Genomic DNA, 15,016 nt, shown 5'->3' with positions numbered 1-15,016 from the left:
CATGACGGTGTTCGTGCTGGGCGGGGCGCAGACCGACTTCGCGCGCAACTACGCGAAGGAGGGGCGCGGGATCCTCGAGCTGTTCGGCGAGGTCGTGCCCACGGCCCTCGCGGACGCCGGGGTGAGCGCCGAGGACGTCGAGGTCGCGCACGTCGGGAACCTCGCGGCCGAGCTGTTCACCGGGCAGGCCCAGCTGGGTGGGCTGCTCGTGGCCGCCGTCCCGGAGCTCGACGGCGTGCCGTCGACCCGGCACGAAGCCGCGTGCGCGTCCGGCAGCACCGCCGTCCTCGCCGCGTGCGCGGACCTCGAAGCGGGCCGGTACGACCTGGCGCTGGTCGCCGGCGTCGAACTGATGCGCAACGTCGACGGGCAACGCGCGGCCGAGCACCTCGGGTCCGCCGCCTGGGCCGGGCACGAGGCCGTCGGCGCGAAGTTCCCGTGGCCCGCGATCTTCGCCGACGTCGCTTCCGCGTACGACGAGCGGTACGGCCTCGATCCCGGACACCTCGGGCAGTTCGCTGCGCACGCTTTCGACCGCGCAGCACGGAACCCGCTCGCCCAAGCCCGTGACTGGCGCTTCCCGGAGGGCGCGTTCGGCGCCGACGACGAGCTGAACCCGCTGATCGAAGGCCGGCTGCGCAAGCAGGACTGCGGCCGGATCACCGATGGCGCCGCGGCGGTCCTGCTGGCCTCGCCGGCGTTCGCCGAACGCCTGGGCGGCGGCTTCCCGCGCATCGCGGGCTTCGGGCACCGCACCTCCCACATCGGCCTGACCGAGAAGCTGGCCGCGGACGGCGAGTACCTGTTCCCGCACCTGCGCGGCGCGGTGGTGGACGCCTACTCGCGGGCCGGCGTGGCCGGGCCCGACGCGCTCGACGTCGTCGAGCTGCACGACTGCTTCACGATCACCGGGCTGGTCGCGCTGGAGCACCTCGGCGCCGCGCCACCCGGCGACGGCGGCCGGTTCATCGCCGAGGGCGGCCTCGACGCGGCTGGGATCAACCCGGGCGGCGGCCTGCTCGGGCTCGGCCACCCGGTCGGCGCGACCGGCGTCCGGATGCTGCACGACGTCGCCCGGCAGGTGACCGGGACCGCCGGCGAAACGCAGGTCGACGGCGCGCGGACGGCGTTGACGCTCAACATCGGCGGCTCGTTCACCACGGTCGTCACGATGGTGGTCACCGCATGAGGCTTTCGGTGTCGCTGGGGCTCTGGCAGGACCGCCCGCCGGAGGAAGCCCTCGAAACCGCCCGCGCCGCCGAAGCCGCCGGCTACCCGGAACTGTGGATCGGCGAGATGGCGACGTGGGACGCGTTCGCGCTGGGGACCGCGATCGGGGCGGCGACCTCCCGGATGTCGCTGACGTTCGGGCCCCTCGCCGTGACCGTGCGGGACCCGGCGACGATCGCGATGGGCGTCGCGTCGGTCGCGGCCCTGACCGGCCGGAGTACCGGCGTCGCCTTGGGCACGTCCAGCGATGTCGTCGTGCGCGGCTGGCACGGTCGTTCGCGTGACCGCGCCGCCACGGCGCTGGCGGAGTCGGCGATCGCCGTCCGGCAGCTGCTCGACGGCCAAAAGTCCACTGTGGACGGAACGGTCGTCGGCTCGCGGGGCTACCGGCTGCGGCTGGCCGCGCCGAAGTCGCCGCTGACGATCGCCGCGTTCGGCCCGCGGGCCCTGGAGGTCGCCGCGCGGCAGGCGGACCGGATGGTGGTCAACCTGGTCAGCCCGGCCACGGCCGGCGCTCTGGTGCGTGGCCTGCGGGACGCGGCCGCGCGGGCCGAGGTGGCGCCGCCGCCGGTCGCCGCGTGGGTGGTCGGCGCGGTGGATCCGGGACCCGCCGAGATCGAGCAGCTGCGCCGCGGGGTCGTGGGGTACCTGGCGGCGCCCGGCTACGGCGAGATGTTCCGCGAGGCCGGGTTCGGTGACCTGGTGGACTTCGCGCGCACCCGCCCGCACCCGCGCGAGCTGCTGGCCGCGGTGCCGGTCGAGGCGATCGCCACGGTGGGCCTGCTGGGCTCGCGCGAGGACGTCGCCGCGAAGGCGCGGGAGTACGCGGAAGCGGGGATCGACGAGCTGGTGATCGTGCCCGCGACCAGCGACGACGATCCCGGTGGCGGAAAAACCCTCGCCGCGTGTCGATCCGCCGTCGTCCCGTTCGACGCGTAGGCATGACTGAACCCACGAAGACCAAGAACCTCGACCAGCACGGCGCCCCGGCGCTGCCGTGGAGCCGGGCGCGCGACCTCCTCGCGACCCAGACCCCGAAGGAGGACCTGACCTTCTTCGTCGGGACCGTCCGCCCCGACGGCCGTCCGCACGCCGCCGGCGTCGGCGCGATCTGGGTCGACGACGCCCTCTACTTCGTCAGCGGCGACGGCACGCGCCGGGCCCGCAACCTCGCGGCGAACCCGGCGTGCAGCGTCTCGGTGCGCTTGAAGGGGCTCGACCTCACCCTGGAAGGCGAGGCCGAGCGGATCTCCGATCCCGCCACGCTCGAGCGGGTCGCGGCCGTCTACCGCGAAGGCGGCTGGACCGCGACGGTGTACGAAGGCGGGTTCAACGCGACTTTCATGGCGCCGAGCGCCGGGCCCGCGCCGTGGTTCCTGTACCGGCTGGTGCCGGCCCGGGCGATCGGCGTCGCCTGCGCCGAGCCGTACGGCGCGAGCCGCTGGGACTTCACCCCCTGACGGCCGCCGCGACGAGCGCCCCGATCCCGCGCATGCCGGTGGCGTTGGGGTGCAGCGGGGCCGCGACCGCCGTCGGGATCACGCTCTCGAACCACTTGACGCCGGGCAGCTTGCAGACGTCGTGCCCGATCGACGCCGTCCGGACGTCGACGTAATGCGCGTTGTGCGCCGCGGCCTGCCGAGCCAGCGCGGCGTTCGTCTTGTCGATGCTGCCCTGGATGTAGTTCGCGTCGCGCGGGGTCAGCGGCGCGACCGGCCAGCACCCGTTGTGCGGCAGGTAGGTGCCGTAGCCGGCGACGAAGACGTTCGCGTTCGGTGCCTTCGAGTGGATCGCGTCCAGCAGCGCGCCCCACGTCGGTTCGAACGCGGCGATCTTCTCGGCCAGCTGGTCGTGGCCGCCGGCGGTGTAGCGGTCGACGCAGTCCGGGGTGATGCCGGGCAGCAGGGTGATGCAGCTGGTGGCGGCGCCGACCAGGCCGACGTCGTTGCCGCCGATGGTCACCGTGACGGTTCGGGTGCCCGCGCCCAGCGCGTCGAGCTGCGGCGGGACCGCGCCGGTCTCCGTCGACTGCGGCGCGTACATGTCCGCGGTCGTCGCGCCGGAGCACGTGACGTCCTTCAGCGGGGTGCCCAGCTGCTTCGCGGCGACGTGCGGGTAGTTCGCGAGCGACCGCAGGCAGCCGGGGGACGAGAGGTCCGGGGGCAGGATCAGCGGGCCGGCCGCCGCCGAGTCCCCCAGGGCCACGTACTCGCCGGCGGTGCTCGCGGCCGCCGTACCCGCTGTCGTCGCCAAAGCCGCGACCATGATCGTGATGAACGCCGTTGTCCTCACTCGCACGCCGTCCTCCTTGACGTAGTTGGCTTCCGTGACACCATCGGCACCGAGCGTGGCCGGATTGACTGGGAATCCGGGCAGAGAACGAGGGGATCGGTTGTGACGGAGCACAAAACCGGCGGCGACCTGACCCTCGGCGGCCAGCGCGTCCACGAGCGGCTGACCCGCGAGGAGCCGGAGCTGATCGCCCGGGTGCTCACCCGCATCCAGGAGCAGGTCGCCGACTACCGGCGGCTGCCGGTCGAGGAGCTGGCCGGCGACATCGCGCGGATCACGCAGCAGGCGGTCCGCGCGTTCGCCCGGAGCCTGCGCGAGGACCGGCAGCTCAACGACGCCGAGCTGCGCCAGATCGGCGCGTCCGCGGTGCGCCGGGCCGAGGAGGGCTTCCCCCTGGAAGCGGTGCTGACCGCCTACCACGTCGGCGCGCGGGAGATCTTCGCCGTCGGTTCGGCGGAAGCGGGCCGCGCGGACGTCGCCGACCTCCTCGAGGTCGCCGACCGGGTGCTCGCGTTCGTCGGCACGATCACCGGCGCCGTCACGCGCGGCTACCTGGAGGAGCTGCGCACGAAGGTCGGGCAGGAGCACACGGCGCGCCGGACGCTGCTGTCGGTGCTGGCCGACGGCGGCCCGGTGGACGGCGTCGCCCGCAGCGCCGGGATCACGCTGCCGGCGCGGTACCTGGTGCTGAGCGTCGAGCTGGGCCCGCACGCGGACGAGGCGTCGCCCGGGGTCGACGCCGGGATCGCGGTCCGCCGGAAGCTGCGGCGGTTCCTGGCGGCGTTCGAGCAGTCGTGCGGCGAGGGGGTCCTGGCGTCGCTGGACGGGCCGGGCGGGCTGGTGCTGCTGCCGCTGGCCGGCCGGCTCGCCGAAGTGGCGGAGTGGCGCGCGCTGCTGGACACGGCGGGTCGCGCGGCGGGGGTCGACGTGCTGGCCGCGGCCGAGCCGGCGGAGCCGTCGGAGGTCCGGCTGGTGGCCGCGCGGACGGGCGAGGTGCTGGAGGTGCTGCGCTGGTTCGGGCGGCCGCCGGGGCTGTACCGGCTGGACGACGTGCTGGTGGAGTACCAGCTGACCCGCCCGGGCGAGGCCCGCGACCGGCTCGCGGCGGTGCTGGCACCGTTGGACGAGCACCCGGAGCTGAGCGAGACGCTGGCGGCGTACCTGGAGCTGGACACGAACCGCCGCCGCACGGCGGCCCGGCTGCACGTGCACCCGAACACGGTGGACTACCGGTTGCGGAGGGTGCGGGAGCTGACGGGGATCGACCCGCTGCACCCGGCGGGGTTGCCGCGAATCATCGCGGCGCTGGCGGCTCGACGGGCTTCGGAGCCGCGGCGCGGGTGAATGGGGGCGGGCCTCGGGTAGCTCTTCGCGGCCTTGGCGGGCCTTCCGGTGCTGGCTGCCTGGCGGGCTTCGGAGCCGCGGCGTGGGTGATTGGGGGCGGGCCTCGGGTAGCTCTTCGCGGCCTCGGGGGGCTTCCCGGTGCTGGCGGCTCGGCGGGCTTCGGAGCCGCGGCGTGGGTGATTGGGGGCGGGCCTCGGGTAGCTCTTCGCGGCCTCGGGGGGCTTCCCGGTGCTGGCGGCCCGGCGGGCTTCGGAGCCGCGGCGCGGGTGATCGGGGTTGGCCGGCCTCGGCAGGCCTCCCGATCCCGCCGAGGCCGGCCACCACCGCTCGGCCCGCCGGCTGAAGGGCACCTTCCTGACGTCAGATGCGACGAAAGTGCCCTTCAGCGCATCTCATGCGACGAAGGTGCCCTTCAGCCCACGCCGGTCAGGTCGGGCCGCCGGATGGCCACTTCCGCGGGCCGGCGAGGCGTGGGCACCCACACCGGCACCCGCGGCCGCCGCCGAGCGAGGAAACCCAGCACGACGGCCGCGCCCAGCACGGCCGCCGCCAGGGCCGAAGCCGCGTCGAAGCTCAACTCGCCGGCCCGCCCGAGCACGAACCCCGAGTCCAGCGCCCAAGCCACCACCGCGACCCCGATCGCGGCGGTGACCGAGCTCCAGAACACCGTCAGCAACACCACCGGCCCGAGCGTGACCAGCGCGTACCACGGATGAGCCGTCGCCCCGGCGAGATCCGCCGGCACCACCGCGACCACCGCCGCCACGCAGCCGAACGGGAACCCGAAGCCACCACTCATGCCGTCCAGCCAAGCCGCGACCCAGCTCAAAAACCTGATCCCGGACACATTCCCTACACCCAGCCCCCGGATCTTGACGCGCTATTGACCCGTCAAGCGTCCGATCGCCGAAACCACCGTCGGCCACACCGCGTGCGGCAGGTTGTGCCCCATTCCCGGGATCACCAGCAGCTCCGCGTCCGGGATCGCCTCCGCCGTCGCCTTGCCGCCGCTCACGTTGATCAGCGGGTCGGCGTCGCCGTGGATCACCAGGGCCGGGAGCCGCACGTCCTGAAGACGAGACGTCCGGTCGCCGGACGCCACCACCGCCGCCGCGTGGCGCAGCGTGCCCACCGGGTGGCGGGCTCGGTCGTAGTGCAGCGTCGCCTTGGCCAGCAGGAACGCCTCGTCGTCGGGGTAGCCGGGGGAGCCGAGCCGCCGGTAGCCGTCGACGCTGTCGGCCAGCGCCTGCTCGCGCGTCGACGCCGGCGGGCGCGCCAGCAGTCCCAGGGCCCAGGGCTCGGCCTGCCCGACCGCCGGGTCGCCGGTCGTCGACATGATGGACGTGACGGACAGCAGCCGGTCCGGGTGGTCGATCGCCAGCTGCTGGACGATCATCCCGCCCATCGACGCCCCCACGACGTGGGCCCGCGCGATGCCGAGCGCGTCGAACAGCCCGACGGCGTCGTCGGCCAGGTCCGAGAGCAGGTACGGCGCCGTCGCCAGGTCGCCGGCGGCCAGCGCGGCCAGGTCCGGCGCGGGCAGGTGGTCGAGCCACGTCGAGAGCCCGACGTCCCGGTTGTCGTAGCGGACCACGAAGAACCCGCGCGCGGCGAGCAGCTCGCAGAAGCCGTCCTCCCAGGTGATCATCTGGGCACCGAGACCCATCACCAGCACCAGCGGCGGATTGTCCGGATCGCCGAAGGTGTCGTATTCGAGCTCGAGACCGTTGGCCTGTGCGCGTGCCATGCCCCGATCCTGCCGTACCCCGGCGGCGCTGGCACCGGTCCCACCCGTGCGGTTACCGTTACCTCCCATGCCGACCTCATCCTCGGGCACGGGCCAGCGGCCCCGGTCGCGGGCCGCCGCGGGACTGCCGGCGCTCACGGCCGACCGGATCATCGACGCCGCGACGGCCCTGACCGCCGAACGCGGCCTCGACAACTGGACGCTGCGGGAGCTCGCCCGCGCGGTCGAGGCCTACCCCGCCGTGATCTACCACCACGTCGGCGACCGGGACGCGGTGGTCAACGCCGTCGTCGACCGCGTGGTCGGCCTGCTCGAGCTGCCCGCCGGGGACCTGCCGTGGCAGGACTGGTTCACCGAGCTGCTGGCGTCCCTGCGCGCGGTGCTGCGCACGTACCCCGGCTGCGCGCGGCGGCTCGCGCTGTTCGGCCCCTCCGTCCAGGCGGCCACGCGCAGCATCGACGCCGGCGTCGGCGTGCTGCTGAAGGCGGGCTTCGGCCGCGAAAGCGTCCTGGCGTACAACCTGCTGCTGATGACGGCGTGCCAGTTCGTCGCGATGGAGGACGACCGCGACGGCGCGCTCGCGCTGCGGATCGACAACACCGAGGAGTACGCGACCTACCGCGAGCGCGCCGACCTGCCGGGGATGGCCGAGCTCGGCGCGGCGATGCACGACCTGATGGGCGATCCCCACCTCGCGGCGGGCTACTACGCGCAGCTGTACGACTACGCGGTCGAGCGGTGCCTCGACGGGCTCGCCTGCCGCCTCCGTGAGCTGGGCGAATCGGGGCTGACAGCGACTTGACAGTGCCCCGGCGTACCGTGGGCGCGCGTCGGTGGTTCGCCGCCGACCCGGAGCCCCTGGCGCCCTCCTCCCCCTCGTGGCGCCGGGGGCTTCGGTCTATTCCGGACTGTCCCCGCGCGCCGGTTCCGCCTGGATCGCCGGGAAGATCTCGCCGACGAGCGTGACGAGCGATTTGGACAGCAGCAGGTGCACCTGCGCGCGGGTCAGGGATCCGCGCACGAGCCATTCCCGGCCGGCGGACTTCACCATCCCGCCGAACGCGCGCACGAGCGCGTTGAGCTCGGGGCCGTGCTCGCTCGCGCTGGAGAGCCCGACGGCTTCGAGCACGCGGTCGGCGGATTCGCGGTCGGCTTCTTCGAGGATGCGTTCGACTTCGAGGTCGCGCCCGATCCCTTCCGGCGCGATGGCGGCGAGCCACATCCGCTCCTGGCTGGTGACCATGTCGAGGAACCACTCGATGGCGACGTCGGCCCGCAGTTCGAGGGGCCCCTCCGGGAGGATTTCGACGGCCAGCCGCGGCACGGTCAGCGCGCGGCGGATGATTTCCAGGTACAGCTCGCGTTTCGTGCCGAAGTAGTGGTTGATCAACCCCCGCGCGACACCGGCCGCCGCGGCGATGTCCGAAGTGGACACTTCGGAGTAGGGGCGGTCACCGAACAGCCGCGCCGCGCAAGCGTAGATCTGTTCCTTCCGTTCGTCCGGTTCCAGTCTTCGCCATCTCGGCGCCGGCTCGGTGTTCATGGTCCCATCGTCGCACGCGAGCAGGGCCCGGGCAGGGCAATGGGCACGATGTCGGACCCGATGGCACGATCGGGGCACGCTCAGTCCGGCAGCGTGATCGGAGCGAGGTCCTCGAAGAGGTCCCCCGGGCCCGGGTTCACCGGATCGGTTGCCCCGCCGAAGTGGTGCAGCACGCCCCACACCGCGTTCAGCGCCGTCTGGACCGCGCCCTCCGCCCAGCCCGCCGTCCACGACACGTCGTCGCCCGCCAGGAACAGCCCCCGGTACTCCGGAGGCAAGGAGTCCTGCATGAAGTGCGTGAACAGCCGGTGCTGGTAGCGGTAGTGCCCCGGCAGGTTCGCCTTGAACGCGCCCATGAAGTGCGGTTCCGCTTCCCACGACACCGTCACCGCGTCGCCGATGATGTGCCGCCGGACGTCCACCCCCGGGTAGATCTCGCGCAGCGACTGCAACATCACCTCGACGCGCTCGCCGACCGGCAGCGGCAGCCACTTCAGCGAGTCGTCGGCCCACGTGTACGACAGGCAGATCACCGCGGGCGAATCCGGGTCGGAGCCCAGCAGGTACGTCCCCCGCGGCATGCGGTCGGTGAGCGTCATGCTCATCGTGTCGCGGCCGGTCGCCGGGTCGGGGTCGAGCCAGAACGGCCGGTCCACCGGCACGAAGACCTTCGACGACTCCATGTAGTGCGTGCGCTCGATCGCCGTCCAGTGGTCGATCGGGAACAGGGCCTCGTCGCACTCGATCTTGGACAGCAGCATCCAGCTCTGCGCGGTGAACACCGCCGCCGGGTAGGTCCGGATGTGCCCGGACGCGTCGGTCACCGTGATGTTGTTCGGCGCCGTCCGGTGCAGCCGCGTCACGCCCGGGCGCGGCCCGCCCTCGTGCAGGGCGGCCAACGACGTTCCGGCGGGCCAGAAAGCGGTCTCCGAAGGCGCGTGCTCCCACAGCCGCAACGGGAGCTGCCTGCTGCCGCCGGCGATGCTGCGGTGCTCGTCGTCCGCGCCGGTGTAGACCACGCGCAGGATTTCCAGGATGGAGTTGGGGAAGTCGGTGTCCCAGCCGCCCGTGCCGAAACCGACCTGGCCGAAGATCTCGCGGTGGCGGAAGGAGGCGAACGCGGGGGAGTCGCACAGGAAGCCGTAGAACGTCTGGTTGTCCAGGCGCGGGACGAGTTCGTTCCACAGCCGCTTGATCGTCTTCGCGTCGCGGTCGCGGATCGCCGTCTGCATCTCGGCGAACGACGCGTGCTCGGCCAGCGTCCGGTCCCACGCCGCGGCGACGTCGCGGAACACCCCGGGCAGATCTTCGGGCGTGCGCGCGTAGTGGCTCCGTCCCTTGAGGTCGACGACCGTGCTCGGCGTCTCCGGGGCCAGCGGGTTGGGGAACGGCGTCGTCGTCAAGCCCACCTTGTCGATGTAGTGGAACAGCGCGGTCGACGCGGGCGGGAAGCGCATCGCGCCCATCTCGGCGACGACGTCGTCCGGGCAGCCGGGGAACCGGACGGTCCGCAACCGGCCGCCGATCTCGGCGATTTCGTGGACCACCGGCCGCAAACCCAGCTTCATCAGCTCGTACGCGGTCACGATGCCCGACAGGCCACCGCCGATCACCGCGACCTCGGTGCCGTGCCGGTCGGCCGGGATCGAGCCGAGCCCGGCCGGGTGGGCGAGGTAGTCGTCGTAGGCGAACGGGAAGTCGGGGCCGAACATGGTGATCGGGCGGCCCGCCGGCTCGTCGTGGTGGATCGCGGTCGGGACAGCGGAGGTCATGCCGTGGTTCCTCGGTACAGTTCGGGCCGCCGGTCGGCCAGGTGGGTGTTCTCCAGGCGGGACGCGGCCAGCGCTTCCCGGCTCACTTCGGCGGTGATCAGCGCGGGGCCGGAGCCGGCGCGGGTGAGCACCGAACCGGTCGGGGCGACCACGCAGGAGCGTCCGCAGTAGGTCAGTTTTTGTTCGACGTCACAACGGTTGGCGTAGGCAACGAACAGCTGGCTTTCGTAGGCCCGCGCCGGCACCAGCGTGTCCGCGACCAGCTCGTAGGGGCTCATCAGCGCGGTCGGCACGACCAGCAGCTCGGTGCCGGCCAGCGCGTGCGCGCGGACCAGCTCGGGGAACTCGACGTCGTAGCAGATCAGCAGCCCGACCCGGACGCCGGCGACGTCGGCCTGCACGACCGGCTCGTCACCCGGGGTGAACCACGCTTTGTCGAGGTCGCCGAACAGGTGCGTCTTGCGGTAGTTCGCCAGTCGCCGCCCGGACGCGTCGACGAGCTGGACGCTGTTGTAGACGTTCCCGCCGTCGGCCTCCGGGTAGCCGTAGGCCAGCGCGACCCCGGTTTCCCTTGCCAGTGCGGACATCTTCGCCGCCGTGGGCCCGTCGGCGGGTTCGGCGAGCTCGTGCGTCCGCGCGCCGATGTGGTAGCCGGTGGTGGCCATCTCGGCCGTGACGACGAGGTCGGCGCCGGCCGCCCGGACCGCGTCCGGCAGCGCCTCGACCGGACCCTGGTGGATCGCGACCCTCATGCCAGCCTCGACCGCCGGATCCCGTAGCCGAAGTAGATCAGCAGGCCCAGCGCCATCCAGCCGCCGAAGACGACCCAGGTGGCGCCGTCGAGGCTGAACATCATGTAGCCGCAGCAGAGCACGCCGAGGATCGGCGTCACCGGCGAGAACGGCACGCGGAACGAGCGCGGCCGGTCGGGCTGGCGGCGGCGCAGCAGCAGGACGGCGATGTTGACCAGCAGGAACGCGAACAGCGTCCCGATGCTGGTGGCGTCGGCGAGCTTGCCCAGCGGGATGAACGCGGCCAGCACGGCGACGAACGCCGAGACGACGAGCGTGTTGATCCGCGGCGAGCCGGACTTTTCGTCCACTTTGGACAGCGACTTCGGCACCAGGCCGTCGCGGGACATCGCGAACAGGATGCGCGTCTGTCCGTAGAGGACGGTCAGCACGACGCTGGAGATCGCCACGATCGCGCCGACGGCGAGCAGGCCGGCCCAGAACGGGTTGCCCGACACGACGCTCAGCACGTGCGACAGCGCGGCTTCCTGGCCGTCGAACCGCTGCCACGGCAGCGCGCCGACGGCGGCCACGGCGACCAGGCAGTAGAGCACGGTGACGATGCCGAGCGAGAGCAGGATCGCCCGCGGCAGGTCGCGCTGCGGGTTCTTCGCCTCCTCGCCGGCGGTCGACGCGGCGTCGAACCCGATGTAGGAGAAGAACAACTTGGCGCCGCCGGCACTCATCCCGGCCAGCCCGAGCGGCAGGAACGGCGTGAAGTTCTGCGCTTTGACCGCGGTGAAGGCGATCGCGCAGAACAGCACCAGCGTACCGATCTTGACCGCGACCATGATCGTGTTGGCCCGCGCGCTCTCCTTCGCGCCGGACAGCAGCAGGAACATCGCCAGGACCACGACGACGATCGCGGGCACGTTGACGATCCCGCCGGAGCCGGGCGGCTGGCTCAGCGCGTCCGGGATGGCGAAGCCGAAGGCCAGCCGCAGCAGCTCGTTGAGGTACTGCCCCCACCCGACGGCGACCGACGCGACCGAGACGCCGTATTCGAGGACCAGGCACCAGCCGCAGACCCAGGCGACGAGCTCGCCGAGCGTGGCGTACGCGTAGGAGTAGGACGAACCGGACAGCGGGATCATGCCGGCGAGTTCGGCGTAGGAGAGCGCGGAGAACAGCGCGGTGACGCCGGCGAGCACGAACGACAGGACCACCGCGGGCCCGGCCACCGGGACGGCTTCGCCGAGGACGACGAAGATGCCGCTGCCCAGCGTCGCACCGATGCTCAGCGTGGTGAGCTGCCCGAGCCCGAGCGACCGCTTCAACGTGCCATGATCACTTTCGGCGACCAGATCGGCGACCGGTTTCCGCCGCACCGTCGCGGCCCGCAGATTCATGCCGACGACGGTATCGGTCGCTTTGAGCGGGCAAAACAGGGGAACATTGCGCGTACAGATGAATCACAGGTGATTCATTGCACACCACGCATAAAACCTGGCGATTCGTTCCGCTCACCAGCCCGGCGGAGCTTTCACGTGAAAGCGACGTGGAGGGGCGGTCTCCGGATCACTTTCGTAGGGAAAGTGGCGGGTCGGCGGCCGGGAGCAGCACGGTGAACGTCGGCGGGTCGGGCCGGCTCAACCGCAGGCGGCCACCCTCGGCCTCCGCGAGGCTGCGAGCCAAACGCAGGCCGATGCCGTGGCCGGACGGCGCCGTCGCGAACGGGTCCGTCTCACCGAGGTCGGGCCCCTCGTCCGCGACGTCGATGGCCAGCGCGTCGCCCGCGTCGCGGGCCACCACCGTCACCGTGCCGCGGCCGTGCGTCGCCGCGTTGTCCAGCAGCACGCCGAGGACCTGGCGGACCGCCGCGGCCGCCACCCGCGCCGTCGGCGGGTCGTCGCGGGTGATCCGCAGCGCGCGTCCCCGCGGGGTGAGCAGTGCCTCGCCCGCCTGCCGGACCTCCTCCAGGAAGGCGTCGAGGTCGAGTTCGGCCTGCGGTGCCCGGCGCTCGCGGCCCAGCGCCAGGAGGTCCTCGATGGTGCGTTCCAGCCGGTCGGCGGACGCGATCCCGGCGCGGATCGCCGCGTGCGGGTCCGCGTCCGGCGTCTCCAGCGCGGCCTCGAGCTGCAGGCGCAGCCCGGTCAGCGGGGTCCGCAGCTGGTGGGACGCCTCCGCGGAGAACGCCCGCTCGCGTTCGAGGGTCTCGCCGATCCGCACGGCGGTGGCGTCGAGCGCCTCGCCGACCCGGTCGATCTCGGCGATCCCGGCCCGGGGGCCGCGGGCGGTGAAGTCGCCATCGCCCAGGCGCCCGGCCGCGGCGGCCAGCTCCTCCAGCGGCCGGACCAACCGGGTCGTGAACCGCCGGGCCAGCAGCCAGCTCACCCCGATCGCCGCAACCGCGAGCCCGGCCATGCCGAGCCAGGTCAGCGCGACCCGCAACCGCAGCTCCGACATCGGCAGCGCCGCGCGGACCACCCCGGTCACCCGGGAGCCGCTCAGCACCGGCACCGCCAGCGCCACTTCGTCGCCTTCTTCGCCGAGGACGACGTCCACGGTCGCGCTCGCCGCCTGCCGCTCGACCGGCCCGCCGACCGCGGGGCCGTGCCCGGCGAGCAGCCGCGCGTCCGGGCCGTAGATGCCGACCTCGCCGCCGACCTCGTCGTCTTCGTGGTCGAGCAGGGGCACGACCGGCGTCCGGCCGGCCTTCAGGTCCGCCGACACGGCGAGCGCGACGGTGTCCGCGGCCCGCTCCAGGTCCGCCTTGGTGTCGTCGCGGTAGTACTGCATCACCGCGATGCCCAGCGGCAGGGCGAACAGGACGGTCGCGACCAGCGCGGCCAGCACCGTCAGCGAGATGATCCGGCGGCGCACGGCTCAGCCTTCGGCGACGGTCCGGGCCGGGTCTTCCAGCCGGTATCCGTGGCCGCGCAGGGTGGCGATCCGGGGCACCTCGACCCCGGGGGCGGCCGCCGACGCGAGCTTGCGGCGCACCGCCGCGATGTGCACGTCGAGGGTCTTCGTGGAGCCGTACCAGTGGGCGTCCCAGACCTCGGCCATCAGCGTCTCGCGGCTGACGGCGACCCCGGGTTGCTCGGCGAGCCGCGCCAGCAGGTCGAACTCCTTCGCCCGCAGCACGACCTCCTGCCCGCCCACGGTGGCGCGGCGCCCGGCGATGTCGACGGTCAGCCCGCCGACGGTCACCGGCGGCCGGGCCCCGGCCGGCGCGCCGCGGCGCAGGTGCGCGCGCACCCGGGCCAGCAGCTCGCCCAGCCGGATCGGCTTGGTGAGGTAGTCGTCGGCCCCGGCGTCGAGGCCGACGACGACGTCCATCTCCTCCTGCCGGGCGGTGAGGATGACCAGGACGGTGGCCGGCAAGGCGGCCCGCAGGCGGCGGCAGACCTCGACGCCGTCGAGGTCGGGCAGGCCGAGGTCGAGCAGCACGAGGTCGAATTCGCCCGCGTCGGCGGCCTGCAGGGCGGTGCGGCCGTCGCGGCGCCAGTACACCTGGTAACCGTGCAGTCGCAGAGTCGATTCGAGCACGCTGCCGATCGCCGCGTCGTCTTCCACCACCAGCAGGTTCGGCATGCGGGGAGCCTAACCAACGACCGGCCGCACACCCGATGACTGTGGCCTATTCCGCCCGTGTCCCGAGGCCGATCTGCGATATCCGCAGTGCCGCCCCGCTGACGGCTTCGGTAAGCGCAGCGACTTCGGCGGGCCCGAACCGGCTGCCGGGTCCGGTGACCGCGAGGGCGGCCAGCAGCCGTCCGTCACCGTCGTGCACGGGCGCGGCGACGCTGGACGCCCCGGCTTCCGGCTCGCCGTGGCTGACCGCGGCGCCTTCGGTGCCGTCGAGGACCCGCCCGGCGGCCCCGAAGCCGAGTGGCAGCTCGTCGCCGACGCGCCCGACGTGCCGGATGGACAGGGGTCCCTCCTGCTGGGCCACGCAGACCAGGACGGACGTGCTGCGGACGTAGAGGTTGACGGTCTCGCGGCACTCCTGGGCGAGGTCGCGCAGGACCTGCCGGACCGGCTCGGGCAGCTGCCACGCGGTGTTGGCCAGCTGCGCCCAGCGGAGCATCCCCGGGCCGACGGTGACCCGCCCGTCCGGCCGGGTCCAGAGCAGGCCGCGTTGCTCGCAGGTGGCGACCAGCCGCAGCACGGTGGTCTTCGCGAGGCCGCTGGCGGTGGTGAGGTCCTTGACCGCCCAGGTCCGGCGGTGTTCGGTGAAGAGGGCGAGCAGGTCGAACGCGCGGAGCACGCTCCGGACCGATCCGTCGTCGTTGTGGGTCATCGCGCGACCTCCCCAGTCCGCTAGACGGACCGAGTGTACCGCGCTGTGGAC

General features: G+C 73.1%; 15 protein-coding genes. 5 read left to right on the top strand and 10 right to left on the bottom strand.

What is annotated here, in order from left to right; genetic code table 11:
• The first annotated feature begins 1 nt into the window (after position 1).
• From BLV96_RS42440 to BLV96_RS42430, 3 genes are read left to right on the top strand one after another with little or no spacing between them, the layout of a single operon-like run.
• Positions 2-1,189, top strand: coding sequence for an acetyl-CoA acetyltransferase (locus tag BLV96_RS42440; protein ID WP_086676086.1), 1,188 nt, complete (start codon positions 2-4; stop codon positions 1,187-1,189).
• Positions 1,186-2,169, top strand: a complete 984-nt coding sequence (locus tag BLV96_RS42435; RefSeq protein WP_086676084.1) for an LLM class F420-dependent oxidoreductase — start codon at positions 1,186-1,188, stop codon at positions 2,167-2,169. Before BLV96_RS42440 ends, BLV96_RS42435 begins: the two co-directional genes overlap by 4 nt.
• 2 nt (positions 2,170-2,171) lie before the next feature.
• Complete coding sequence (locus tag BLV96_RS42430) at positions 2,172-2,690, top strand: pyridoxamine 5'-phosphate oxidase family protein (RefSeq protein WP_086676082.1); 519 nt, start codon at positions 2,172-2,174, stop codon at positions 2,688-2,690.
• Here the strand turns inward: BLV96_RS42430 and BLV96_RS42425 are convergent.
• On the bottom strand, positions 2,680-3,522 hold the full coding sequence (locus BLV96_RS42425) for an SGNH/GDSL hydrolase family protein (protein WP_086676080.1): 843 nt from the start codon (positions 3,520-3,522) through the stop codon (positions 2,680-2,682). The two genes, BLV96_RS42430 and BLV96_RS42425, sit on opposite strands and share 11 nt — an antisense overlap.
• 102 nt (positions 3,523-3,624) lie before the next feature.
• Here BLV96_RS42425 and BLV96_RS51370 point away from each other — a divergent pair, with 102 nt between their 5' ends.
• Positions 3,625-4,866: a PucR family transcriptional regulator gene (locus BLV96_RS51370; protein ID WP_086676078.1), complete on the top strand. Its 1,242-nt coding sequence runs from the start codon at positions 3,625-3,627 to the stop codon at positions 4,864-4,866.
• Positions 4,867-5,278: 412 nt separating this feature from the next.
• Here the strand turns inward: BLV96_RS51370 and BLV96_RS42415 are convergent, their stop codons facing one another.
• Together BLV96_RS42415 and BLV96_RS42410 are read right to left on the bottom strand one after the other, a co-directional pair.
• Positions 5,279-5,665 carry a hypothetical protein gene (locus BLV96_RS42415; RefSeq protein ID WP_244180904.1) on the bottom strand — a complete coding sequence of 129 codons (387 nt, stop codon included), beginning with the start codon at positions 5,663-5,665 and terminating at the stop codon, positions 5,279-5,281.
• A gap of 81 nt (positions 5,666-5,746) precedes the next feature.
• Complete coding sequence (locus BLV96_RS42410) at positions 5,747-6,613, bottom strand: alpha/beta fold hydrolase (RefSeq protein WP_086676820.1); 867 nt, start codon at positions 6,611-6,613, stop codon at positions 5,747-5,749.
• A 67-nt stretch (positions 6,614-6,680) separates the two neighbouring features.
• Here BLV96_RS42410 and BLV96_RS42405 point away from each other — a divergent pair, with 67 nt between their 5' ends.
• Complete coding sequence (locus BLV96_RS42405; RefSeq protein WP_086676821.1) at positions 6,681-7,415, top strand: TetR/AcrR family transcriptional regulator; 735 nt, start codon at positions 6,681-6,683, stop codon at positions 7,413-7,415.
• Positions 7,416-7,511: 96 nt separating this feature from the next.
• Here the strand turns inward: BLV96_RS42405 and BLV96_RS42400 are convergent, their stop codons facing one another.
• The 7 genes from BLV96_RS42400 to BLV96_RS42370 form a co-directional block, all read right to left on the bottom strand.
• Positions 7,512-8,156: a TetR/AcrR family transcriptional regulator gene (locus tag BLV96_RS42400; protein ID WP_086676822.1), complete on the bottom strand. Its 645-nt coding sequence runs from the start codon at positions 8,154-8,156 to the stop codon at positions 7,512-7,514.
• A gap of 80 nt (positions 8,157-8,236) precedes the next feature.
• Complete coding sequence (locus tag BLV96_RS42395; protein WP_086676823.1) at positions 8,237-9,928, bottom strand: flavin monoamine oxidase family protein; 1,692 nt, start codon at positions 9,926-9,928, stop codon at positions 8,237-8,239.
• Positions 9,925-10,680, bottom strand: coding sequence for a carbon-nitrogen hydrolase family protein (locus BLV96_RS42390; protein WP_086676824.1), 756 nt, complete (start codon positions 10,678-10,680; stop codon positions 9,925-9,927). The genes BLV96_RS42395 and BLV96_RS42390 overlap by 4 nt, the downstream gene beginning before the upstream one ends.
• Positions 10,677-12,068, bottom strand: coding sequence for an amino acid permease (locus BLV96_RS42385; RefSeq protein ID WP_086676825.1), 1,392 nt, complete (start codon positions 12,066-12,068; stop codon positions 10,677-10,679). Before BLV96_RS42385 ends, BLV96_RS42390 begins: the two co-directional genes overlap by 4 nt.
• 169 nt (positions 12,069-12,237) lie before the next feature.
• Positions 12,238-13,542, bottom strand: coding sequence for a sensor histidine kinase (locus BLV96_RS42380; protein WP_086676826.1), 1,305 nt, complete (start codon positions 13,540-13,542; stop codon positions 12,238-12,240).
• Positions 13,543-13,545: 3 nt separating this feature from the next.
• Entirely contained in the window at positions 13,546-14,256 is a 711-nt protein-coding gene (locus tag BLV96_RS42375) for a response regulator transcription factor (RefSeq protein WP_086676827.1), read from the bottom strand.
• A 46-nt stretch (positions 14,257-14,302) separates the two neighbouring features.
• Positions 14,303-14,965, bottom strand: coding sequence for an IclR family transcriptional regulator (locus BLV96_RS42370; protein WP_086676828.1), 663 nt, complete (start codon positions 14,963-14,965; stop codon positions 14,303-14,305).
• Positions 14,966-15,016 lie beyond the last annotated feature (51 nt).

This window comes from Amycolatopsis pretoriensis (assembly GCF_900107925.1).
GTDB lineage: Bacteria > Actinomycetota > Actinomycetes > Mycobacteriales > Pseudonocardiaceae > Amycolatopsis > Amycolatopsis pretoriensis.
Note: the sequence above shows the minus strand (reverse complement) of the source record. Positions and strands in the feature narration are given on the sequence as shown.

Bases quoted from the DNA above. Each gene is read 5' to 3' on its own strand.
- BLV96_RS42390 (WP_086676824.1), bottom strand. From the start codon at position 10,680: ATGAGGGTCGCGATCCACCAGGGTCCGGTCGAGGCGCTGCCGGACGCG.
- BLV96_RS42410 (WP_086676820.1), bottom strand. From the start codon at position 6,613: ATGGCACGCGCACAGGCCAACGGTCTCGAGCTCGAATACGACACCTTC.
- BLV96_RS42385 (WP_086676825.1), bottom strand. From the start codon at position 12,068: ATGAATCTGCGGGCCGCGACGGTGCGGCGGAAACCGGTCGCCGATCTG.
- BLV96_RS42440 (WP_086676086.1), top strand. From the start codon at position 2: ATGACGGTGTTCGTGCTGGGCGGGGCGCAGACCGACTTCGCGCGCAAC.
- BLV96_RS42430 (WP_086676082.1), top strand. From the start codon at position 2,172: ATGACTGAACCCACGAAGACCAAGAACCTCGACCAGCACGGCGCCCCG.
- BLV96_RS42375 (WP_086676827.1), bottom strand. From the start codon at position 14,256: ATGCCGAACCTGCTGGTGGTGGAAGACGACGCGGCGATCGGCAGCGTG.
- BLV96_RS42395 (WP_086676823.1), bottom strand. From the start codon at position 9,928: ATGACCTCCGCTGTCCCGACCGCGATCCACCACGACGAGCCGGCGGGC.
- BLV96_RS42435 (WP_086676084.1), top strand. From the start codon at position 1,186: ATGAGGCTTTCGGTGTCGCTGGGGCTCTGGCAGGACCGCCCGCCGGAG.
- BLV96_RS42400 (WP_086676822.1), bottom strand. From the start codon at position 8,156: ATGAACACCGAGCCGGCGCCGAGATGGCGAAGACTGGAACCGGACGAA.
- BLV96_RS42370 (WP_086676828.1), bottom strand. From the start codon at position 14,965: ATGACCCACAACGACGACGGATCGGTCCGGAGCGTGCTCCGCGCGTTC.
- BLV96_RS42405 (WP_086676821.1), top strand. From the start codon at position 6,681: ATGCCGACCTCATCCTCGGGCACGGGCCAGCGGCCCCGGTCGCGGGCC.
- BLV96_RS42415 (WP_244180904.1), bottom strand. From the start codon at position 5,665: ATGAGTGGTGGCTTCGGGTTCCCGTTCGGCTGCGTGGCGGCGGTGGTC.